General features: G+C 66.1%; 21 protein-coding genes. 12 read left to right on the top strand and 9 right to left on the bottom strand.

Features of this window, described 5'->3' with window-relative positions; genetic code table 11:
• Positions 1-35 precede the first annotated feature (35 nt).
• Together A7X97_RS09180 and bioA are read right to left on the bottom strand one after the other, a co-directional pair.
• Positions 36-773: a 16S rRNA (uracil(1498)-N(3))-methyltransferase gene (locus tag A7X97_RS09180; RefSeq protein ID WP_111007840.1), complete on the bottom strand. Its 738-nt coding sequence runs from the start codon at positions 771-773 to the stop codon at positions 36-38.
• Positions 764-2,155 carry an adenosylmethionine--8-amino-7-oxononanoate transaminase gene (bioA, locus tag A7X97_RS09175; RefSeq protein ID WP_216358873.1) on the bottom strand — a complete coding sequence of 464 codons (1,392 nt, stop codon included), beginning with the start codon at positions 2,153-2,155 and terminating at the stop codon, positions 764-766. Before bioA ends, A7X97_RS09180 begins: the two co-directional genes overlap by 10 nt.
• Before the next feature lie 77 nt (positions 2,156-2,232).
• Here bioA and nudE point away from each other — a divergent pair, with 77 nt between their 5' ends.
• The 7 genes from nudE to gcvH all read left to right on the top strand — a co-directional run bounded on the left by nudE (position 2,233) and on the right by gcvH (position 6,963).
• The gene (nudE, locus tag A7X97_RS09170) at positions 2,233-2,796 is read left to right on the top strand and encodes an ADP compounds hydrolase NudE (protein ID WP_005418435.1); all 564 of its coding nucleotides are present in this window, start codon (positions 2,233-2,235) and stop codon (positions 2,794-2,796) included.
• Positions 2,793-3,596: a 3'(2'),5'-bisphosphate nucleotidase CysQ gene (gene cysQ, locus A7X97_RS09165; protein WP_111007839.1), complete on the top strand. Its 804-nt coding sequence runs from the start codon at positions 2,793-2,795 to the stop codon at positions 3,594-3,596. The genes nudE and cysQ overlap by 4 nt, the downstream gene beginning before the upstream one ends.
• 13 nt (positions 3,597-3,609) lie before the next feature.
• Positions 3,610-4,449, top strand: coding sequence for a nucleoside triphosphate pyrophosphohydrolase (gene mazG / locus A7X97_RS09160; protein ID WP_088496835.1), 840 nt, complete (start codon positions 3,610-3,612; stop codon positions 4,447-4,449).
• On the top strand, positions 4,446-4,775 hold the full coding sequence (locus tag A7X97_RS09155; protein WP_072168556.1) for a YnfA family protein: 330 nt from the start codon (positions 4,446-4,448) through the stop codon (positions 4,773-4,775). Before mazG ends, A7X97_RS09155 begins: the two co-directional genes overlap by 4 nt.
• A 124-nt stretch (positions 4,776-4,899) precedes the next feature.
• On the top strand, positions 4,900-5,202 hold the full coding sequence (locus A7X97_RS09150; protein WP_088496834.1) for an Mpo1-like protein: 303 nt from the start codon (positions 4,900-4,902) through the stop codon (positions 5,200-5,202).
• A gap of 159 nt (positions 5,203-5,361) precedes the next feature.
• Positions 5,362-6,474: a glycine cleavage system aminomethyltransferase GcvT gene (gene gcvT / locus A7X97_RS09145; RefSeq protein WP_049438098.1), complete on the top strand. Its 1,113-nt coding sequence runs from the start codon at positions 5,362-5,364 to the stop codon at positions 6,472-6,474.
• A gap of 93 nt (positions 6,475-6,567) precedes the next feature.
• The gene (gene gcvH, locus A7X97_RS09140; RefSeq protein WP_005418426.1) at positions 6,568-6,963 is read left to right on the top strand and encodes a glycine cleavage system protein GcvH; all 396 of its coding nucleotides are present in this window, start codon (positions 6,568-6,570) and stop codon (positions 6,961-6,963) included.
• 292 nt (positions 6,964-7,255) lie between these two features.
• Here gcvH and A7X97_RS21685 read toward each other — a convergent pair whose 3' ends face one another.
• Entirely contained in the window at positions 7,256-7,627 is a 372-nt protein-coding gene (locus A7X97_RS21685) for a hypothetical protein (protein ID WP_146260235.1), read from the bottom strand.
• A gap of 111 nt (positions 7,628-7,738) precedes the next feature.
• Between A7X97_RS21685 and A7X97_RS09135 the strand changes: the two genes are divergently transcribed.
• On the top strand, positions 7,739-8,245 hold the full coding sequence (locus A7X97_RS09135) for a hypothetical protein (protein WP_032954412.1): 507 nt from the start codon (positions 7,739-7,741) through the stop codon (positions 8,243-8,245).
• 64 nt (positions 8,246-8,309) lie between these two features.
• Here the strand turns inward: A7X97_RS09135 and A7X97_RS09130 are convergent, their stop codons facing one another.
• Entirely contained in the window at positions 8,310-9,224 is a 915-nt protein-coding gene (locus A7X97_RS09130; RefSeq protein WP_111007838.1) for a LysR family transcriptional regulator, read from the bottom strand.
• Positions 9,225-9,338: 114 nt separating this feature from the next.
• Between A7X97_RS09130 and A7X97_RS09125 the strand changes: the two genes are divergently transcribed.
• Complete coding sequence (locus tag A7X97_RS09125) at positions 9,339-10,097, top strand: SDR family NAD(P)-dependent oxidoreductase (protein ID WP_088496841.1); 759 nt, start codon at positions 9,339-9,341, stop codon at positions 10,095-10,097.
• A 93-nt stretch (positions 10,098-10,190) separates the two neighbouring features.
• On the opposite strand, the gene A7X97_RS09120 is transcribed toward A7X97_RS09125, so the two are convergent.
• On the bottom strand, positions 10,191-11,591 hold the full coding sequence (locus A7X97_RS09120; protein ID WP_005418422.1) for a serine hydrolase domain-containing protein: 1,401 nt from the start codon (positions 11,589-11,591) through the stop codon (positions 10,191-10,193).
• A 285-nt stretch (positions 11,592-11,876) separates the two neighbouring features.
• On the opposite strand from A7X97_RS09120, the gene A7X97_RS09115 reads away from it, so the two are divergent.
• Together A7X97_RS09115 and A7X97_RS09110 are read left to right on the top strand one after the other, a co-directional pair.
• Entirely contained in the window at positions 11,877-13,205 is a 1,329-nt protein-coding gene (locus tag A7X97_RS09115; protein ID WP_072168559.1) for an NTP/NDP exchange transporter, read from the top strand.
• 42 nt (positions 13,206-13,247) lie between these two features.
• Positions 13,248-13,598 carry a DUF1304 domain-containing protein gene (locus A7X97_RS09110; RefSeq protein WP_072168560.1) on the top strand — a complete coding sequence of 117 codons (351 nt, stop codon included), beginning with the start codon at positions 13,248-13,250 and terminating at the stop codon, positions 13,596-13,598.
• Positions 13,599-13,790: 192 nt separating this feature from the next.
• Here the strand turns inward: A7X97_RS09110 and A7X97_RS09105 are convergent, their stop codons facing one another.
• The 3 genes from A7X97_RS09105 to A7X97_RS09095 all read right to left on the bottom strand — a co-directional run bounded on the left by A7X97_RS09105 (position 13,791) and on the right by A7X97_RS09095 (position 17,726).
• Positions 13,791-14,258, bottom strand: a complete 468-nt coding sequence (locus A7X97_RS09105) for a hotdog fold domain-containing protein (protein ID WP_072168561.1) — start codon at positions 14,256-14,258, stop codon at positions 13,791-13,793.
• A 76-nt stretch (positions 14,259-14,334) separates the two neighbouring features.
• Entirely contained in the window at positions 14,335-16,812 is a 2,478-nt protein-coding gene (locus A7X97_RS09100; protein WP_088496272.1) for an acyl-CoA dehydrogenase, read from the bottom strand.
• Entirely contained in the window at positions 16,809-17,726 is a 918-nt protein-coding gene (locus tag A7X97_RS09095; protein WP_032954411.1) for an alpha/beta fold hydrolase, read from the bottom strand. Before A7X97_RS09095 ends, A7X97_RS09100 begins: the two co-directional genes overlap by 4 nt.
• Before the next feature lie 153 nt (positions 17,727-17,879).
• Between A7X97_RS09095 and A7X97_RS09090 the strand changes: the two genes are divergently transcribed.
• Positions 17,880-18,482 carry a TetR/AcrR family transcriptional regulator gene (locus A7X97_RS09090; RefSeq protein ID WP_005418411.1) on the top strand — a complete coding sequence of 201 codons (603 nt, stop codon included), beginning with the start codon at positions 17,880-17,882 and terminating at the stop codon, positions 18,480-18,482.
• 141 nt (positions 18,483-18,623) lie between these two features.
• Here A7X97_RS09090 and A7X97_RS09085 read toward each other — a convergent pair whose 3' ends face one another.
• Positions 18,624-21,512, bottom strand: a complete 2,889-nt coding sequence (locus A7X97_RS09085) for a TonB-dependent receptor plug domain-containing protein (protein WP_053496147.1) — start codon at positions 21,510-21,512, stop codon at positions 18,624-18,626.
• Between the last annotated feature and the right edge of the window lie 281 nt (positions 21,513-21,793).

Raw genomic sequence — 21,793 nt, 5'->3', positions numbered from 1 at the left:
TGCCGGCCAGCGGCCGGCACTACCACGAACCTGTCTTATCCCAGGTCGCCCAACCGCGCCTGCAACGCCGCGACCGCGGCCAGCCCGGCCGTTTCCGTGCGCAGGATCCGCGGGCCCAGCTGCAGTCCCTGGAACCCTGCCGCCGCCAGCTGGTCGCGGTCGCGCGGCGACCAGCCCCCTTCCGGGCCGATCGCGAGCACGACGCCCCCTGCCGGAGCGGCCGTCAGCGTCGACAGGCGATGTGCGCCCCGCGGATCCAGGGTCAGCCGCAGCGTATCGGCCGGCAGCGCCGCCGCGGCCTGCGCCAGCGACAGCGGAGGCCCCACCTGCGGAATGCGCGCACGCCCGGACTGGCCGCAGGCCGACGTCACCACGTTGTTCCAGTGCGCCACGCGCTTCTCGGCGCGCGCGGCATCGAGCTTCACCTCGGTGCGCTCGGCGTTGACCGGAATGATCGCCGCCACGCCCAGTTCGGTGGCCTTCTGCAGGATCAGGTCCATCTTCTCGCCACGGGCGATGCCCTGCAGCAGGGTGATCGCCAGCGGTGATTCATTATCGATGGCCTGCACAGCATCGATGCGCACCTGCACTTCGCGCTTGCCGGCCACGGTCAGCGTGGCGCTGTAGTCATGGCCGTCGCCGTTGAACAGCACGCAGGTGTCTCCCTCGCGCAGGCGCATCACCCGCACCAGGTGGTTGGCCGTCTCTTCCGGCAGGGTCACGGTCTGGCCGCTGTGCAGCGCCAGGTCGATGGGGCAGCGGGTCACGCGCATGCAATCGCCTCGTCGATGGCCGCCAGCGTGGTGTGTGCCAGCAGCTCCAGTTGTTCGTCATCCACGCAATAGGGTGGCATCCAGTACAGCACGTCGCCCAGCGGGCGCAGCACCACGCCGCGCTTGAGGGCGGCCTTGTAAGCGTGCAGGCCCAGCCGCAGGCCCGGGTCGAACGGCGTGCGCCTGTTGCCGTCGCGCGACAGCTCGAACGCCACCACCATGCCGGCCTGGCGCACGTCGGCCACGTGCGGATGGTCGGAAAATGGCGCCGCCAGCGTGCCCATCACCGACGCGATGCCCCGGTTGCGGGCGATCACATCGTCGTCGCGGAAGATGTCCAGCGTCGCCAGTGCCGCCGCGCAGGCCAGCGGATTGCCGGTGTAGCTGTGCGAATGCAGGAAGGCGCGCTCGCGCGAGTCGTCGAGGAAGGCGTCGTACAGCGCCTGCGTGGCCAGCACGGCGGCCAGCGGCAGGAAGCCGCCGGTCAGGCCCTTGGAAAGGCACATCAGGTCCGGCATCACCCCTGCCTGCTCGCAGGCGAACAGGGTGCCGGTGCGGCCGAAGCCGGTGGCGATCTCGTCGGCGATCATGAACGCGCCATGGGCATCGCACAGTTCGCGCACGCGCTGCAGATAGACCGGGTCATGCATGCGCATGCCGCCGGCACACTGCAGGCGTGGTTCCAGGATCACCGCGCAGATCTCGCCCGGATGCTGGTCGAACAGCGTGGCCAGGCCGTCGGCAGCCTGCCGTGCGCGGTCGGCCGCGCTCTGGCCGGGTTCGGCCAGGTAGGCATCGGGCGACGGCGCGAACAGCGCTTCGGCCAGCAGCGGTGCATAGACGCGGCGATACAGCGGGATGTCACCCAGCGCCAGCGCGCCCAGGGTCTCGCCGTGGTAGCCGTTTTCCAGTGCAATGAAACGCGTGCGCCGCGGCTCCCCACGGTTCTGGAAATACTGGAAGGCCATCTTCAGCGCCACTTCCACGCCGGCCGAGCCGTTGTCGGCGTAGAACACCTTGGCCAGCGGCTCGCGGCCGGGCTGGCGTGGTGCCAATGCCAGCAGGCGTTCGGCCAGGGTGATGGCCGGCTCATGGCTGAAGCCGGCCAGCATCACCTGTTCCAGCTGCGTGGCCTGGGTGGCAATGGCACCGCCGATGCGCGGTTCGGCATGACCGAACAGGTTGGTCCACCAGCTGCTGACGGCGTCCAGGTAGCGGTGGCCGTCGTGGTCGATCAGCCACGCGCCTTCGCCACGGGCGATCGGCACCAGCGGCAGGGTGTCCGGATGCTCACGCATCTGCGTGCACGGGTGCCACAGCACCTGCAGGTCGCGCTGCCGCCAGTGGCGGGCCAGCGGGGAGGGGGTCGGGTCTGCTAGCATTTCGGGCTCATGAACATGTTGCTGCCTGCACATTCTATCGGCCCCGGCGCAGCCGCCGGTCGCCGCGGAGATTCCGCATGAACGATGACCGTGCCGGCCGTCGCTTGCCGATCATCCATCGGATCACCGATGAGGAGAACGGCCCCTTCCAGCGCCAGCATCTGGACCTGGAGTTCTCCAACGGTGAACGTCGCCGTTTCGAGCGCCTGGTCAGCCGTGGTCACGGTGCGGTGGTGGTGGTGCCGATGCTCGACGATGAAACCGTGCTGCTGGTGCGTGAATACGCCGCCGGCATGCATCGTTACGAACTGGGGCTGGTGAAGGGCAGGATCGACGCCGGCGAGACCCCCGAGCAGGCTGCCGACCGCGAACTGAAGGAAGAGGCTGGTTATGGTGCACGCCGGGTCGACGTGCTGCGCGCGATGACACTGGCCCCGACCTACATGAGCCACCAGTCGTGGCTGGTGGTGGCGCGCGACCTGTACCCGGAAAAACTGGCCGGCGACGAGCCGGAAGAACTGGAAGTGGTGCCGTGGAAGCTGGCCGAACTGGACCAGCTGATGTTGCGCGAGGACTTCTCCGAGGGACGCTCGCTGGCGGCGCTGTTCATTGCCCGCCAGTGGCTGCAGGGAACGCGATGATCAAGCTGACGACGGACCTGCGCGAGACCGCCATCGCCATCGCCCAGCAGGCCGGCCAAGCCATCATGCAGGTGTATGCCGATGGCTTCGAGGTCCAGATCAAGGACGACAACAGCCCGGTCACCGCGGCCGACCTGGCGGCCAACCAGGTCATTGAGCTGGGCCTGCAGCAGCTGACACCGGACCTGCCGATCCTGTCCGAGGAATCGGCGCAGGTGGGCTGGGAGCATCGCCGCCATTGGGGCGCTTACTGGCTGGTGGATCCCCTCGACGGTACCCGCGAGTTCGTCAAGCGCAACGGCGAATTCAGCGTCAACATCGCCTTGATCTACCAGGGCGCGCCGGCATTCGGCGTGGTGCTGGCGCCGGTCACCGGCATTGTCTGGCATGCCATGCGCGGCGAACTGGCCTATCGGCGGCAGGGCCTGCATGACACCGTGCTGCGCACCCGCACACCGGCCACGGCTCCGCTGCGCGTTGCCGCCAGCCGCTCGCACCGTTCGCCGGAAACCGAGGCGCTGCTGGCGCGCATGGGCCGCATCGAGACCATCGCGCAGGGCTCGTCGCTGAAATTCTGCCGGATCGCCGAAGGCGGCCTGGATGTCTATCCGCGGCTGGGCCCGACCTCCGAATGGGATACGGCCGCCGGCCAGTGCGTGCTGCATGCCGCCGGCGGCGCGGTGCTGTCGGCGGCGACCGGCAAGCCGTTCCGCTACAACCGCCGCGAGACCCTGTTGAACGGCGATTTCATTGCCCTTGGTGATACCAGCCTGCCGTGGCGCGACTGGTTGTCCGACTGATCCTGGAGGCCGCATGAGCGCGCACGACACCCCCACCACTGGCAGCGCCGCAAGCAACGAACTGGAGCGCCTGCTGGCGATCATGGCGCGGCTGCGCGACCCGCAGGGAGGCTGCCCGTGGGATCTGGAGCAGAACTTCGCGACCATCGCCCCCTACACCATCGAAGAAGCCTACGAGGTCGCCGATGCGATCGACCGCGGCGACCTGGACGATCTCTGCGACGAGCTTGGCGACCTGCTGCTGCAGGTGGTGTTCCACGCACGCATGGCCGAGGAGCAGGGGGCGTTTGCCTTCGCCGAGGTCGCCCGTGCGATCAGCGACAAGATGCAGCGCCGTCACCCGCACGTGTTCGCCGATGTCAGCGTGGACGATGCCGACGGGGTGACGCGCAACTGGGAGGCGATCAAGCGCGCCGAGCGTGCCGCCAAGGGCGAGCAGGACACCTCCGCACTGGCCGGTATCTCGCGCGGCCTGCCGGAATGGCAGCGGGCGGTGAAGCTGCAGTCGCGCGCAGCCAAGGTCGGTTTCGACTGGCCGGGTCCGCTGCCGGTGCTGGACAAGGCCGCCGAGGAGCTGCAGGAGCTGCGCGAGGAGTTCGAACGCGGCGATGTCGCGGGCAACAAGGCGCGCCTGCAGGAAGAACTGGGCGACCTGCTGTTCGTCTGCGCGAACCTGGCGCGTCATGCCGATATCGATCTGGGCGCTGCACTGCGCGGTGCCAACCACAAGTTCGAGCGTCGCTTCCGCGCGATGGAAGCGCAGGCCGACGCACAGGGTGAGGCGTTGGCCGCATTGGACCTGGATGCGCAGGAAGCACTGTGGCAGCAGGCCAAGGCAGCAGAGAAGGCGTGAAAACGCTCGGCCTGTTCCTGCTGACCGCGCTGGCCGAGATCGTCGGCTGCTACCTGCCATGGTTGTGGCTGCGCAAGGGAGGCAGCGTCTGGCTGCTGCTGCCGGCGGCGGCCAGCCTGGCCCTGTTCGCCTGGCTGCTGACCCTGCACCCGACTGCCAGTGGACGGGTCTATGCCGCCTACGGTGGCGTCTACATCGGCACCGCGCTGTTCTGGCTGTGGCTGGTCGATGGCATTCGTCCCAGCCGCTGGGACCTGCTGGGCGCAGCGCTGTGCCTGGCCGGCATGGCGGTGATCATGTTCGGGCCGCGCACCTCATCGGTGTAGAGCCGAGCCATGCTCGGCTGCTCTCCTTCCGACCGCGCTGGCGCGCGCAAGCCGAGCATGGCTCGGCTCTACAAGGTCCGCGATGGCGCATGATGTGGGCGACCCTGGTCCCCGGAGCCTGCACATGTCCCGCTTCGCCAGCTTCCGCGAGTTCTATCCGTTCTATCTCAGCGAGCACCGCCACCCGGTATCGCGGCGACTGCACTTCATCGGCAGTTGCGGGGTCCTGCTGCTGGTCGCCACTGCCTTGCTGCGCGGCCAGCCGCTGTTCCTGCTCGGCGCCCTGTTCTGCGGCTACGGGTTCGCCTGGATCGGCCATTTTTTCTTCGAGAAGAACAGACCGGCGACGTTCCGCCATCCGCTGTACTCGTTCATGGGTGACTGGGTGATGTTCCTCGACATCCTGCGTGGGCGGGTGCGCCTGTAGCGGGCGGCTGCGGTGCCTTGCGGGCATTGCCTCGCCGGCAGAGGAAAGGGTGGGGCGGGTTGCACTTCCGCTTGCATGAACCGCTGCGCTGCGGCACGCCTGCGGGCGACCGATCTGGGATAATGGGGTTTCCTGTTTCCTCTGCTGCCGGACCCGGTCATGACCCAGAAGACGCTGCTCAACGATACCCACCGCGCCCTTGGCGCCAAGATGGTCGATTTCGGGGGTTGGGACATGCCCATCCACTACGGCTCGCAGCTGGACGAGCACCATCTGGTGCGCCGTGAGTCCGGCGTGTTCGACGTCAGCCACATGACGGTGGTCGACCTGCGCGGTGACCAGGTCAAGCCGTTCCTGCGCCGCCTGCTGGCCAACTCGGTCGACAAGCTGAAGGTGACCGGCAAGGCACTGTACTCGTGCATGCTGAATCCGCGCGGCGGCGTCATCGACGACCTGATCGTCTACTACCTGGGCGACGACTTCTTCCGCATGGTGGTCAATGCCTCTACCCGCGAGAAGGACCTGGCCTGGCTGCGCGAGCAGGCTGCGCCGTTCGGCGTCGCCGTCGAGCAGCGCCCGGACCTGGCCATCCTCGCCGTGCAGGGCCCGCAGGCGCGCGACATCGTGATCGGCCTGGCCCGCGAAGCCGACCGCGCAGCGTTGACCAAGCTGGGTCGCTTCGCCGCCCTGCAGGTGCAGTCCGATGACGGCGTCGAGCTGTTCGTCGCGCGCACCGGCTACACCGGTGAAGATGGTTTCGAGATCCTGCTTCCGCAGGACGCCGTGGTCGCCTTCTGGAACCGCCTGCTGGCGGCGGGCGTGAAGCCGGCCGGCCTTGGCGCGCGCGACACCCTGCGCCTGGAAGCTGGCATGAACCTGTACGGCCAGGACATGGACGAAGAGATCAGCCCCTACGAAGCGGCGCTGGCCTGGACCGTGTCGCTGGACGAAGGCCGCGACTTCATCGGCCGCGACGTGCTGGAGGCGCAGAAGAGCGCCGGCACCGCGCGCCAGATGATCGGCCTGGTGATGGACGAGAAGGGCGTGCTGCGCCATGGCCAGACGGTCACCACGGCCAGCGGCCAGGGCGAGATCCTGTCCGGCACCTTCTCGCCGACGCTGGCCAAGGGCATCGCCTTCGCCCGCGTGCCGGCCGGTGAACTCGGCGAGGTCACCGTCGACATCCGTGGCCGTCAGGTGCCGGTGCGGGTGGTCAAGTTCCCGTTCGTTCGGGAAGGCCAGGCGCAGCCCGGCGTGCTCGCCGACGCCTGATCCGTACGTGCCGGTCGTCACTGACAGCAGTGGTGGCCGGTTGGTTACACTAGCCCCGTTTTTTCCACCCCTGCATATCTCTGGAGCAGTCCCATGAGCGAGATCCCCGGCGACCTCAAGTTCCTCAAGTCCCATGAGTGGGCCCGTGTCGAAGGCAATGGCCGCGTCACCGTCGGTATTTCCGACCACGCCCAGGGCCTGCTGGGTGACCTGGTCTACGTCGAACTGCCGGAAGTCGGCGCCGACGCCAAGGCCGGCGAGCAGATCGCCGTCGTCGAGTCGGTGAAGGCCGCCTCGGACGTCTACAGCCCGATCAGCGGCAAGGTCGTCGAGGTCAACTCGGCCCTGTCCGACAAGCCGGAAACCATCAACGAAGATGCCTACGGCGAAGGCTGGATGTTCGTGGTCGAACTGACCAACGCCGATGAGGTCAACGAGCTGCTGGATCCGGACGCGTACGCCGAAGCCCTGGAGAACGAAGACCACTGAGTCGTCGTTTCCGGATTCTGGAACGGCCACCTTCGGGTGGCCGTTTTTGTTTTGGCGACTGCACCGGACTCATGACGCGGGGTTCGCTGCGCACCCTCGGCGTGGCATCAGCCGACAGGCGAACGGTGCCGATGGGCGTGCGCAGTTTTGCGCAAATCCGCGTTTCAGCCCCGCGCCGACGCACTCGGATGTGAAAACTTTTCGCCCCCTGTTGCGGCGCCGTTGTGCTGGCGTTGGTGGCGGCGCCGGTGACCATCGACGTCGCACGCGCGATGCCGTTGCGAGTCTGTGTCTAAATGCGCGGAGTGCTTATTTCAAGTGTTTTTTGTTCAACGTATGCATCGATGCCGGTGCATGCAGCACGCTTGCGCGATGCTTCAACCGCCATCCCGGGCCGCGTAGAGCAGTGGCGCCGACGGCGCTCGGAAAGGCGCGGATGTGAAAATTTTTCGCGGGGGTTGTTGACAGTAAAAAAAACCGTGATTAGGTTTCGCCTCAGCAGACCTTGCCTGCCCAACCGAGTGCGCAGAATCAATCGTCCGATGCGAAGCAGCCCCTTCAAGACCACCGCGACCCTGATGACGGTGGACACGGCCCCGCTTCCCCCGGAGAAATGCAAGGCACCTCCCGTTCCGATGTCCGCTCCGCCGATCGAGGCGGGCATCGCCGCATCCGTAACGGCGCGCCTGACGCGCCGGCGGTCCCCGCACGCAGCATCCGCGGGTTTGATCCAACTGGGCGTTTCAACTCCCTATCACTGACGAGGAGCCATCCCATGGCAACCAAGAAAGCTGCGAAGAAGAAGCCCGCCGCCAAGAAAGCGGTGAAGAAGGTCGCGAAGAAGGCCGCTGCCAAGAAGGCAGTGAAGAAGGTCGCGAAGAAGGCGACTGCCAAGAAGGCAGTGAAGAAGGCGGCGAAGAAGGTCGCCAAGAAGACCACTGCGAAGAAGGCAGTGAAGAAGGCGGCGAAGAAGGTCGCCAAGAAGTCCACTGCCAAGAAGGCCGTCAAGAAGACCGCGAAGAAGGCGGCCAAGAAGGCCACCAAGAAGACTGCCAAGAAGGCTACGGCCCGCAAGCCGGCCAAGAAGGTCGCAAAGAAGGCGACTGCCAAGAAGGCCGTCAAGAAGACCGCAAAGAAGGCAGTAAAGAAGACCGCGAAGAAGGCTACCAAGAAGGCTGCCCCGAAGAAGGCAGCGAAGAAGGTTGCCAAGCGCAAGCCGGCCGCCCGCAAGAAGAAGGCCGCTCCGGTCGCTCTGCCGGCAACCCCGGCGCCGCTGATCTAAGTACTTCCCGATAGCCGCATCCTGAAACCCCCTTCCCTGGCTGCCCAGCGGGGAGGGGGTTTTTTTATGGGCGGCTTCGATCGCCTGGTGGGGTGACTACCGGCGGGAATCGTTCCACCAGGAAGTCGAGGAAGCTGCGCAGGCGGGTGGAGTGGTAACGGTCGTGCGCATAGACCACGTGCATCGGCCGACCGGCCTGGCCGTGCCCTGGGAGCAGCTGCACAAGTCGTCCAGCCTCGACATCGGCTGCCAGCAGCAGCGTCGACTGCAGGACGATGCCCAGGCCAAGCAGCGCCGCCGAACGCAGCGCTTCGCCATTGTTGATCTGCAGTCGGCCGTCGGGCACGTGGTCGAGCTCGCCAGCGTCGTCCTGCAGCCACTGCGCAAGTGCACTCGGTTCGAACGACAGGCATTGATGGCCGGCAAGTGCATGCACGCTGTGTGGCGTGCCATGCCTGGCCAGATACGCCGGCGAGGCGCACATCATCAGGCGATAAGGGGCCAGGGCTCGTGCCACCAGCACGCTGCTGTCGGCCAGCGTGCCGATCCGCAGCGCCGCTTCGAAGCCCTCTTCGGCAAGGTCGACCACGCGATCGGTCAGCGTCGCTTCGACCCGGACATCCGGATGGCGCGCCATGTACTCGGCCAGTGCCGGTACCAGCGCATGCGTACCGAAGATCACTGGTGCACTGATGCGCAGCGTGCCCGCCGGTGCCAGGTGCTGGTGCTGCGCCTGCGCATCGGTTTCGTCCACCAGGCGCAGGACCTCCCGGCAGCGCGTGTAGTAATCCTGGCCGAACGGGGTCGTGTGCTGGCGCCGGGTGGTTCGGCTCAACAGCTGCATGCCCAGCCGTGCTTCCAATGCACGCAGATGCTTGCCGGCCATCGTCGCGGAGATGTTCATCGCCGCAGCTGCCGCACTGAGGCTGCCCTTGTCCACGATCAGCACGTAGACCCGCATGCTTTCCAGCAGGTTCATCTGACACCCCGGGTGTTGAATGCTGAAACCTGCGCGGAGTTTATCAATCAGGGGTGATCAAACAGCACGTCGTGCAAGGGCTGGATTGGCCGGCCATGCGGACAGGAGAACACCATGGACTTGAATCTTGCAGGCCGTACCGCCTTGGTGACGGGCGCGGCCAGCGGCATCGGTGCCGCCGTCGCCAGGCAGCTGGCGGCCCAGGGCGTGCGCGTTGCCATCACGTCACGGCAGCGGGCACCCCTGCAGGCGCTGGCGGCGCGGATCGAAGCCGAAGGCGGCGTGGCACCGGTCATCGTGGCCGGCGATGTCACCGTGGCCGGTGACGTCCGGTACATCGCGCAGGCATCCCGGGAGGCATTGCAACGCGTCGACATCCTGGTCAACGCCGCAGGGGGCTCCCGGCCGACCACCGTCGATGCCGATGATGATGTCTGGGAGGAAGCGATCGCCCTGAACTTTTCCGCCGCGCGGCGGATGACCCAGGCGCTGTTGCCTGGCATGCAGGCGCAGGCATGGGGGCGGGTGATCAACTTCAGCGGTTCGATGGAACCGCGTGCGGTGAACGCGGCCACTGCGGCGAAGGCGGCGCTGCATCTGTGGAGCAAGGGGCTGTCGTCGGAGGTGGCCGGGCAGGGCATTACGGTGAATGCGATTGCACCGGGGCGCATCAACAGCGCGCAGATCCTGGAACGCCTGCATCCCACCGAGGAAAGCCGGCGTGCGTTCATCGCCAGCAATATCCCGATCGGACGCTTCGGTGAACCCGAGGAAGTGGCGCCACTGGTGGCCTTCCTGTCCTCGCCGCTGGCCGGCTACATCACAGGCGCGGTGATTCCGGTGGACGGCGGCATGCACTACTTCGCGCACTAGCGCCGCGGAACTGCTCTTTGCATCTGTAGAGTCGAGCCAACAAAAAGGGCGACCCGCAGGCCGCCCTTCGCACACACGATCGAGCCCGCCTGATCAGCGCGGCGACGCCACCGCACGATTGCCCGAGGCGCCCTTGCCCTTGCGCTTGTCCTGCTGCGCCGGGCTGGCGCCCTCGGCCATCAGGTTGTCGCTGCCGAAGTCGGTGTCCACGTCCAGCCAGCGCTGCGCCGGCAGGCCGAGCGCGGAGTCGAGCACGGTCGGCAGCAGGCCGCTGGGCAGGCTGCTTTCGCCATTCCACATGATGGCGATGCCCAGATCGCGTTCCGGCACCAGCGCGACCAGGCCGCGATAGCCCTGCACGGCACCGGCATGGAACACCACGTCGTGGCCGGCGTAGTCGAAGGTGCGCCAGCCCAGGGCGTAGCCGGCCGAGTGCAGGCGCTCGCGGCGCCAGCCCGAACGCATCTCGCCGGGGGTGCTGATCAGGCTCGAATGCAGGGTGGCCAGCAGCGGTGCCGGCAGCACGTCGGGGCGGTGGCCGGTGTGGGCGAGCAGCCACTGCGCCATGTCGCTGGCGCTGGCATTGACGCCGGCCGCCGGGGCGACCCGGTAGTAGGTCGGCTTCGGCGTCAGCGAGACCCAGCCGTTGCGGCTGCGCACGTGAGGACGCGCCCAGCGCGAGCTGGCCTGGATGCCGGCCAGGCCGAGGCTCGCATCGTTCATGCCCAGCGGCTTGAAGATGCGGCGCTCGACCGACTGCTCGTAGAAACTGCCGGAGGCCGCGTAGACGACATCGCCGATCAGGCTGAAGGCCACGTTCTGGTAGGCATAGCAGTCGCCCGGCAGGCACTTCAGGCTGGTGTTGGCCAGTTTCTGGGTCAGCGCGTAGTACTCGGCGTTGCCCTCGATGTCGCGGTCGTAGGCGTTGTACGGCAGGCCGACGCGATGGCTGAGCACGTCGGCCACGGTCAGGCGGTCGGTGGCTTCGGGCGAATTGAGGCGGAAGCCCGGCACGTAGTCGGTGACCTTGCTGTCCCAGCGCAGCGTGCCGTCGTTGACCAGCAGGCCGGCCATGGTGCCGGCGAAGGCCTTGGACAGCGAGGCCAGGCGGAACACGGTGTGCGCATCGACCGGCAGCGGATTGTTGACGTCGGTGACGCCATAGCCGCGCGCGCTGAGGATGCGGCCGCCCTGCACGATCGCCACGGCCATGCCCGGCACGCGTTCGCCATAGGTGAGCTGCTGCGCCATCGATTCGATGTTGGCGACGTTGAAGCCGGGCGCCGGGGCCTGCACGCGCGGCACCAGGCCGGTGCGGTAGGCCGCCGGCTGGGTGTGGGCGACAGTGGGACCGGCAGCGGATTCGATGTTGGTCGGCATCGGCGGCAATGCCGGCGGTGTCTGCGCGGTGGTGGACAAGGCAACGGGCATCAGCATGCCCAGCAAACCGGTGGCCGCCGAACGGATCGGGCGACGCAGGCTGTTCTTTTTCATCGGTTGGACCCGTGCGCGACTGCTGATGGCGATTCTAGCGCCGCTTTTCCCTTGTGCACAAACAAAGCGAAGATGAATGCGCATCTCGTTGAAAAATTTGGAATTTGAGGTGCTGAAAGCATGTATCGGAACGTGTCATCCGGGGCCGATCAGCGGAGCCGATCCGCCCGCAGGAAGGCGCGTCGCGCTGGCGATGTTGCGGTGCATTGGCTAACGTACGCGTTTCATCGCCCCGGAGCCTGCCATGCCGCTGTCCAACCGCCGTCTTCAGGCGAGGGACACCGCGTGAGTGCGGTACGGAAGAAGGGGTCGCTGCAGGGCCTGGCGTCGGCACTGCGCGAGTCGCCAGCGCTGTGGTGGTCGTTCCTGTACTTCTTCTGCCTGCTCAGCGGCTACTACGTGCTGCGCCCGGTGCGTGAGGCCATGGCCGCCTCGGCAGACCTGGAAACGGTGTTCCCACCCGTGCTGATCGCCTGGTTCGCCAGCCACGGCATTGCGTTGAAGGACTTCGTGCTGCAGTTCCTGTTCTCCTGCGTGTTCGTGATCATGCTGGTGCTGCAGCCGGTGTACGGCTGGCTGGTCAGCCGCTTCCCGCGACGGGTGTTCCTGCCGGCGGTGTATGGGTTCTTCATCGTGACCCTGCTGGGCTTCTACATGATGTTCGACAGCGGCGTGCCTGGCCGCGGCATGGCCTTCTTCTTCTGGATCACCGTCTTCAACCTGTTCGCGGTGGCGGTGTTCTGGAGCTTCATGGCCGATGTGTTCTCCAATGTGCAGGCCCGGGCCTTCTATGGATACATTGGCGCGGCGGGCACCGTCGGTGCCTTCCTTGGTCCGATCATCACCAGTGCGCTGGTGCAGAGCGTGGGCATCGCCAACCTGATGCTGGTCTCCGCAGCTTTCCTGGTCGTGTGCCTGTTGTGCATCTGGCGGCTGCGGCACTGGGCGGTGCTGCGCGAACGCGAGCAGCAGCTGGTGTCCGGCGAGCAGCCGATGGGCGGCAGCGTGCTGGACGGCCTGAAGTTGATCGTGCGCGAGCCGCTGCTGCGCTGGCTGGCGATCATGGTGGTGTTCGGGGTGGGCGTGGGGACGCTGCTCTACAACGAGCAGGCTGCGATCGTGCGTGCGGCGTTCACTGACCCCGCAGCCAGCACCGCGTTTTTCTCGCGCATCGACTTGGCAGTGAATGCGCTGGCGCTGTTGATGCAGCTGGGCCTGACCCGCTGGTTGCTGTCCCGGCACGGCATCGCCCCGGCGCTGCTGATTCCCGGTTTCGCGATCCTGATCGGCTTCTCGGTGCTGGCGGCCTCGCCGATGCCGCTGATGGTCGCGGTAGTGCAGGTGATGACCCGGGCCAGCGAATTCGCACTGGCCAAGCCGGCGCGCGAGACAATCTACACGCGCGTGGACCGGCAGTGGCGCTACAAGGCCGGCGCAGCGATCGACACCGTGGTCTACCGCGGTGCGGACCTGAGCTTTGCCTGGGTGCACAAGGGCCTGTCATTGTTCGGCTCGCACGTAGTGTTCATCGGCGGCATGCTGGTGGCCGCGTGCATGACCGCAGCCGCGTTCGGTGTACTGCGCGAAGAAAAGAAACTGCCGCGCGACCGATGATTTCCCGGGCTCCGAGCCCCATCCCTGTCCAAGGAACCGCCCATGTACTGGATCGCACTCGCCCTGACCTTGCTGGTCGCACTGCTGCACGTCTATTTCCTGGCGCTTGAGATGTTCCTGTGGACCCGCCCGCTGGGCCTGAAGACGTTCCGCAACACGCCGGAGAAGGCGGCGACCACGCGCGTCCTGGCGGCCAACCAGGGCCTGTACAACGGCTTCCTGGCAGCAGGCATCGTGGTGGGGCTGGTGATCGATCAGCCAGTGCTGGTGACGTTCTCGCTGGCCTGCGTGGTGGTGGCGGGGTGCTATGGCGCCTACAGCGTCAGCCGCCGCATTTTCATGATCCAGGCGGTGCCTGCGATCCTGGCGTTGGTGTTTCGCGCGGTAGCGTAGATTCCAGCCAACGGCGCGGCCCCTCGTGGGTTGGCCGCGTAGAGCTTGTCATGGGGTTGGCCGGGCGGGGTATCCGCGCCATGGATGGCGCGGCTAAGCCTACAGGGACGTACTTGCGGCCCCACCCCTCCGGCCCCACCGATAAACCGCATTCCGCGTCCACCCAAGAGGGGCTGCGCCGTTCGCGGGAACTTACTTGGCCGGCGACATCCACATGTCGATGATCGCGCTGAACACCTCGGTGCCCGCGCGGTCGCGCACGCTGACCGTCACCGGCAGCGCATAGCCCTCGGCCGCAACGACAATCGGTTGTGCCGGCAACGCCACCGCCTGCAGCGTGCCACGCGCCTTGGCCAGGTACTGCACCTGCATCCCCTTCGGGATCCAGCGCATGCCCTTCGGCAGCGATGCATCGACCATCAGCCCGGCGGTCAGTTCGGCCAGGTTGCACATCGCGATCGCGTGCACCGTGCCGATGTGGTTGCGTACTCTGCGGCGGTCGGCCAGCGTGCCTTCGCAGCGGCCGTGTTCCAAGCGGGTGATGCGTGGCGCGATGCTGGCGAAGTAGGGGGCCTTGAGGCACACCGCGCGCGAGAACAGCCAGGCGCCGGCGGGCCAGCGCTGCAGGCGTTGGTAAAGCGAGAGCAGGGGCGTGGACATGAGGGGTATTCCGGTCGGCGGATAACGCGACGGCGGGCCGAGGCCCGCCGTCGAAGGCAACGCGTGTCGCGGGCGATCAGGCCGCCTGCGAATGCGGATCCTTGCGCTGGCGGTCGTAGTAGCTGGCCGCGCGCAGGTCGTGGGTGTCGAAGTCGTCCACGGTGATGGTGTCCAGGGTCAGCGTGCGCAGCTCTTCCAGCAGGCTGCGCTCGTCCTGGGTGATCACGCCCTCGGCCACGGCTTCGTCCAGCTGCGCCTTGAAGTCCAGCGCCTCGATGCCCTTGCTCTTCAGCGCCTTGAGGAACTTGCGCTCCACCGGCTCGGCCATGATCGCCTTGCTCAGGTAACTGTTGATGCGGCCGCCCGGGTTGTTCTCGCACGGGGTCAGGAACACGCCATTGGCGAGACGGTCGCGGGCTTCATTCGGCGCCATCAGCAGGGCGGCGACGCGGCGGCTCAAGCGATCACCCGGAGCCTCGGCACGACGGCCCAACGGGAAGATGAGCGCCCACATCAGCCAGCCGATCGGACGGATCGGGAAGTTGCGCAGCGCGGCCGACAGCGACTCTTCGATCTTGTGCACGCTGTCATGGAAGGCCCAGGCCAGCAGCGGCTGGTCGGCCTGCGGTGCACCTTCGTCGTGGTAGCGCTTGAGCATGGCGCTGGTCATGTAGACATGGCTCAGCACGTCGCCCAGGCGGCCGGACAGCGATTCCTTGAACTTCAGCTTGCCGCCCAGGGTCATCATCGAGATGTCGGCCATCAGCGCCAGGTTGGCCGAGTAACGGTCCAGCTTGCGGAAGTAGCGGCGGGTGTAGGCGTCGCCGGGGGCGGCGCCGAAGCGCGCGCCGGTCAGGCCGAACCAGAACGAACGCACGGCATTGGAGATGCCGAAGCGGATGTGGCCGAACAGGCTGCGGTCGAACTCCTGCAGGCCGGCACGGGTATCCGGATCCTGCGCGGCCTTCATTTCCTTGAGCACCCACGGGTGGCAGAGGATCGCACCCTGGCCGAAGATCAGCAGGCTGCGGGTCATGATGTTGGCGCCTTCCACGGTGATCGCGATCGGCGCGGCCTGCCAGCTGCGGCCGGCGAAGTTGCGCGGCCCCAGGATGATGCCCTTGCCGCCGATCACGTCCATCATGTCCGAGATCACTTCGCGGCTCATGGTGGTGCAGTGGTACTTGGCGATCGCCGACGGCACCGACGGCACGTCACCACGATCGACCGCGGCGGCAGTGGCCTGCGACAGCGCGCTGATCTTGTAGGCCTTGCCGCCGATGCGGGCCAGCGCTTCTTCCACGCCCTCGAAGCGGCCGACCGACAGGCCGAACTGCTTGCGGATGCGTGCATAGGCGCCGGTCACCGCGGCGCCAGCCTTGGCACCGCCGCTGGCGGTGGACGGCAGGGTGATCGAGCGGCCCACGGCCAGGCACTCGTTGAGCATGTTCCAGCCCTTGCCGGCCATGGCTGCGCCACCGATCAGCTGGGTCAGCGGAATGAACACGTCCTTGCCGCGGATCGGACCGTTCTGGAACGTCGAGTTCAGCGGGAAGTGGCGACGGCCGATTTCGACGCCGGCGGTGTCACGCGGCAGCAGGCCCAGGGTGATGCCGATGTCGCGGGTATCGCCGATCAGGCCATCCGGGTCGTACATGCGGAAGGCCAGGCCGATCAGCGAAGCGACCGGGGCCAGGGTGATGTAGCGCTTGTCGAAGGTCAGCTTGACGCCGAGCACCTGCTCGCCGTTCCACTCGCCCTTGCAGACGATGCCGTAGTCCGGGATCGAAGTGGCGTCGGAGCCGGCGAACGGACCGGTCAGGCCGAAGCAGGGCACTTCGCGGCCATCGGCCAGGCGCGGCAGGTACTGGTCCTTCTGTTCCTGGGTGCCGTAATGCACCAGCAGTTCACCCGGGCCCAGCGAGTTGGGCACGCCGACGGTGGAGCTGACCACCGAGGACACCGAGGCCAGCTTCTGGATCACCTTGTGGTGGGCCAGCGCGGAGAAGCCCAGGCCGCCGTACTCCTTCGGGATGATCATGCCGAAGAACTTGTTCTTCTTGATGAAGGCCCACAGCTCCGGCGGCAGGTCGGCGTGGACGTGGGTGATTTCCCAGTCGTTGACCATCGTGCACAGCTCTTCCACCGGGCCATCGAGGAAGGCCTGTTCTTCAGCGGTCAGCTGCGGCTTGGGGTAGTTGAGCAGGATGTTCCAGTCCGGATCACCGGTGAACAGTTCGCCCTCGAAACCGACCGAACCGGTTTCCAGCGCGATGCGCTCGGTCTGCGACAGCGGCGGCAGCACCTTGCGGAACACCTTCATCATCGGGCTGGTCAGCAGCGGCTTGCGGATGAACGGCAGCAGCAGCGGCACGGCGATCACCGCCAGCACCGCCGCAGCGACGATGGTGGCGGTCTGGTTGACGTAGGGAATGAACCAGCAGGCGGCCAGCAGGGCCACGCTGATCAGCGTCCAGGTAACCAGCCGCATGCGGTGGTAGGCGACGAAGGCGCCTGCCAGCAGCAAGGCGAGGAAGGGAAGAACGATGCTCATGAGCGTGCTCCGGTGACGTGCTCGTTTGTGGCGGACGAAGCCGCAGCGTCCGCTGCGGGCAACACGTCCAGATAGTCCAACACAGTAGCGGTAAAGGCGTCGTTGTCATCGCCGGCGACCATGTGGGTCGCTTGCGGCAGCTGTACATGGCGCGCATGCGGCGCCAGCGCCAGGAATTCGGCCACGGTCTGCGGCGTGACCAGGTCGCTGCGGCCGCCGCTGACCAGCAGCAGCGGGCACTTCACCTGGCGTGCGGCCTCGGCCAGTGCGTCCTGGTGCTGTTCGCTGTCGCGGGCCAGCTCGGCCACCAGGCGTGGGTCCCAATGCCAGCGCCAGCGCCCGTGGCCGTCCTCGCGCAGCAGCGCACGCAGCGACTGCTCGGATTTGCGCGGCCGGTGCGGCATGTAGGCCGAGATCACGTCGGCGGCCTGGGTCAGCGAGGCGAAGCCGTCGGGATGGGCGGTCATGAAGGCGAGGATGCGCTCGACACCCGCGGTATCCCAGCGCGGGGTGATGTCGACCAGCACCATGGCCGAGAACAGGCCCGGCCAGCGCGATTCGGCAAGCAGGCCGAACAGGCCACCCATCGAAGCGGCAACCAGCACCGGCGGGCGCGGCTGTTCGCCGGCCAACACGATCAGGTCGTCGGCGAACTGTTCGCCGTGATAGGGCAGATCGGCGCCATTCCAGTCGGAATCGCCATGGCCGCGGGCGTCGTAGGCCAGCGTCTGCAGGCCGGCCGCGTTCAATGCGCGGGCAGTGGCATTCCAGGCGTGGCGGGTCTGGCCGAAGCCATGGGCAAACAGGACCCGGCCACGCCGGCCATGGTCGCTGACGGTCGCCGCCAGGCGGGCGCCATGGGCGGCGTCCAGGCGCAGGTCATGGAACGCAGCTGGAGTTGGGGACATAACCATACTTGCTAGTATGGAGAGCTTCGAGAGGAAGTCAATACTGCACGGTATGGTGCGTTGCAGAACGCGCGTGGAGGGACCCTTCCGACGGGCCTGCGACGGTTTCGACCGCAACCGCGTACTGCAACGAACCCCGGCGTATGGTTAAATCAGTCCATGAATCAACCTGACGCTTCCGCCGGCGAACCGCGCGCCGGCCGCAACAGCCGCCTGAGTGCCGAAGACTGGGCCCAGGCGGCCCTCGATCTGATTGCTGAACAAGGTGTCGGCGCCGTCGCGGTAGAGCCGCTGGCACGGCGGCTCGGCGTTACCAAGGGCAGTTTCTACTGGCATTTCCCTTCGCGCGATGCATTGCTGCAGGCGGCGCTGGAACGCTGGGAACTGTTCGAACAGGAACAGGTGTTCGGCAGCCTGGAAGACGTACCGGATCCGCGCGTGCGCCTGCGCCAGCTGTTCCAGATGGTGGCGCATGAAGTGCAGCCGCACATCATCTACAGCGAGCTGCTGAAGGCGCTGGATCATCCGATGGTGCGGCCGGTGATCGACCGGGTCTCGCAGCGTCGCCTCGACTATCTGGTCGCCTCGTTCCGCCAGGCCGGCCTCAGCTCGACCGATGCGCGTCATCGCGCACGCCTTGCGTACGCCGCTTATGTCGGCTTCCTGCAGTTGTCGCTGCAGCTGCAGCAGCCCAAGCAGGCGCGCGAGGATTTCGAAGCGTACGTCGAGCATCTGATCGAGACGCTGATTCCGAACGGATGAGCGCCCGGAAATGATCTCGAAGGAAGGCCGCAGCGATGCTGCGGCCTTTTTTGTTGTGCGCTGGCCAGCGCCCGTCCATGGCGCACAAAGAACAACGGCCCCTTTCGGGGCCGTTGCTGCATCAGCTGATCAGGTTCCCGATCAGAACTTCTGCTTGTACTGCATGTACATGAAGCGACCGATGTCGTAGCCACCGTAGTAGGAGTACTGCGAGTTCGGCGCCGAGTACATCTGCGGGCCGTAATGGTCGAACACGTTACGCGCGCCCACGGCGATGGTTGCATTCCACGGTGCGTTCCAGGAGACCTGGACGTCGTGGAAGGTGGTGGCGCCACGGCGGTTCATCGGCTGGTCGCGTGCCGGATCCGGCGAACCGAAGTCCGGCAGGCTGCACTCGGTCGAGAAGTAGCACTGTTCCTTCACGCTGGAGAAGTAGCGCGTACCCCAGGTGATGCCCCAATCGCCGTATTCCCAGCCAAGCACCAGGTTCGAACGCAGGCGGAAGTTGCTGCTGAAGCCGTTGAGGATCGACACCGGCACCTGTTGCGCGTTGGTGGTCTTCAGCACGTTCTTGCTGACGTAGGTGTTCTGCAGGTTGGCGTTGAAGCTGCCCCAGCTGCTGGTTTCGAAGCGATAGGCCACATCGAAGTCGAAGCCTTCGGTTTCCTGGTAACCGGCATTACGTGGTGCGTAGGTCAGGTTGGTCACGATGCCGCGGGTTGCGTCGCGGGTGAACGAGTTGCAGCGGTCGGCGATGCCGAGTACGTAGCAGTCGTTGAGCTGGGTGGTCGGATCGTCGGTGACGATGGTGTTGGTGATCTTGATGTTCCACCAGTCCAGGCTCATGTTCAGGCCCTGGGCGAAGGTCGGGCTCCACACCAGGCCGACGGTCTTGGACTTGGACTTTTCCGGAGTCAGGTTCGGGTTGGAGACGGCGTTGAACGGCACCGGGCTCTGCTCATCCTGACCTTCCGCCGGGACGTAACCCTGCTTCAGCTGGCGGAAATTCGGGGCCAGCGCGCCCAGGGCGGCGGCGCAACGCTGGGCGGTGGCCGGATCGCTGGCAGCCAGGCCGAAATCGGTATCGCACGGATCGGTGAAGTAGGCGAAGGTCTGCGAGCTGCCACCGTACAGATTGTCGATGGTCGGTGCGCGGAAGCCCTCGGCATAGGTGGCACGCACCAGCAGCTGGTCGATCGGCTTCCACTTCAGGCCGAACTTGTTGTTGGTGGTGTTGCCGAAGGTGTTGTACTTCGAGTAGCGCGATGCGGCGTTGAAGCTCAGTTCCTTGGCACCCGGCAGGTCGGCCAGGATCGGAACGTTCAGCTCCAGATACACTTCGTTGACGTTGTAGCCACCACCGGTCGGGCCGGCCGCCAGATCGGTCGAGTAGCCCGACTGTGACAGCGCATCCGGAACGTAGGTGCCCTTGTCTTCGCGGTACTCGTAACCCAGCGCGAAGCCCAGGTCGCCGGCTGGCAGGGTGAACAGGCTGCCGGCGATGTTCGCGTAGTAGGTCTTGGTGGTGACTTCACCGGTGTTCTTGGTGGTCGGGAACAGGAACTGCTGCAGGGCAGGGTTGCCGGTCAGGCCGCCGTCGCCGGTACGGCCGTACGGAATGGCCGGATTCCACGGAATGCAGCCGCCGGGGCCCGGGCCATAGATCGGGTTGGTGCCCGCGGCCAGGCCGGCGGCCGTGCCGCACTCGACGCGGCCGGTGGCCGGATTGAGGAACGACGCTCCGGTGGCCTGGGTGACCGCCAGCATGTTGTAGTTGCCGGTCTGGGTCTGCAGGTTCTCCGAGTTCTGGTAGATGTAGCCGGCTTCCCAGTCGAAGTACTTGTCATTGAACTGGAAGCTGCCCTGCAGGGCGCCAGTGAAGCGGAAGGTGGTCAGCTTGTTGGTCGACAGGCGCGGCACTTCCCAGCCACGACGGATGAAGCCCATGTCGGTGCCGAACGGGTTGTAGTAGCTGTCCTGAGAGAGCACGGTACCCAGCTGACGCTCATAGTCGGCCGATTGCAGCGGATAACCGGCGACCTGGGCCTGCGACTCGCGACGGGTGTACAGCAGGTCGGAGACGAAGCGGATGTTGTCGGTCAGGTCGTACTGTACGTTGGCGAACACCGAACGACGCTTGGTCGGCGTCAGCAGGTGCATCTGCTCGTTGGAGTTGCTGACGTCACCGGTGATCGGGGTGAGGTCGGTCTCGTGATAGGCGTTCGGATCGAACGGATTTCCACCACGGTTCAGCGTCAGCAACGGTGCATTCGGATCATTGACGTCATAGACCGCGCCCCACTGGCTGACCGGGGTCCAGCCGCGGTCCGGGTGGCGATCCGTGCGCTGCGACTTGCTGAACCAGCGATTCTTGGCCCAGACGGCCTTTTCTTCGGCGTATTCCGCACCGATGGTGACCGAACCACGATCACCGGTGAAGCCGGCCACGAAGTCGAAGCTGCTCTTCTGGCCGTCGCCTTCGCCGTACTGGCCGACGTAGGCGTTGGCTTCCAGGCCCTGGAAGTTCTTGCGGGTGATGATGTTGATCACGCCGGCGATCGCGTCGGAGCCGTAGATCGACGAGGCGCCGTCCTTCAGCACGTCGATGCGCTCGACGATGGCCGACGGAATCTGCGACACGTCCTGCAGGCCGCTGACGCTGGCGCCGAGGCGCTTGCCGTCGACCAGCACCAGGGTGCGCTCGGCACCGAGGTTGCGCAGGTCGATGTAGAAGCCACCGACGGCTTCGCCGGAGGACAGCGGCTCGGAACGGCTGATGGCCGGGCTGCCGGCGGCAGAGATGTTCTGCAGGACGTCGGCAACCGTCTTGAAGCCGCTCTTCTCGATCGAAGCGCGGCTGATGCTCAGGACGGGCTGGGCGGTTTCGGTATCGACCTGACGGATGCGCGAACCGGTGACCTCGATACGGTCGAGGTTGGTGGCTTCCTGGGCGTGGGCCGTCGCGGTGGTGGCACCGGCGACAAGCGCGATCACAACTGCGTCACGCAGCTGGCTGGACTTGAGTTTCATTGGCTCTCTCTCTCCAAGAAATCTTGGCTGGGGTTAATGCCCGGCGGGGGAGCGAAAAAAGCGCTCCCAAATCGCGAGGCTGACCCGATAGTAACGGGCGTTCGCCAAGAATTAAAGCTGTGTTAATGAAGTCTGTGATTTTGGTAAAAAAGCGCTTTTCCCAGCCTAATCAACGGGTTGCCGGTATGGTCATGCTGATCTGCCTCGTTTGTTAACACAGAATGATGAAAAAAGTTTCGACTGATATGTATCCCATTATGTCGATACGCTCTACGGTCGAT

This window comes from Stenotrophomonas sepilia, from assembly GCF_003244875.1.
GTDB lineage: Bacteria > Pseudomonadota > Gammaproteobacteria > Xanthomonadales > Xanthomonadaceae > Stenotrophomonas > Stenotrophomonas sepilia.
This window is presented reverse-complemented; position numbering and strand designations above follow the sequence as displayed.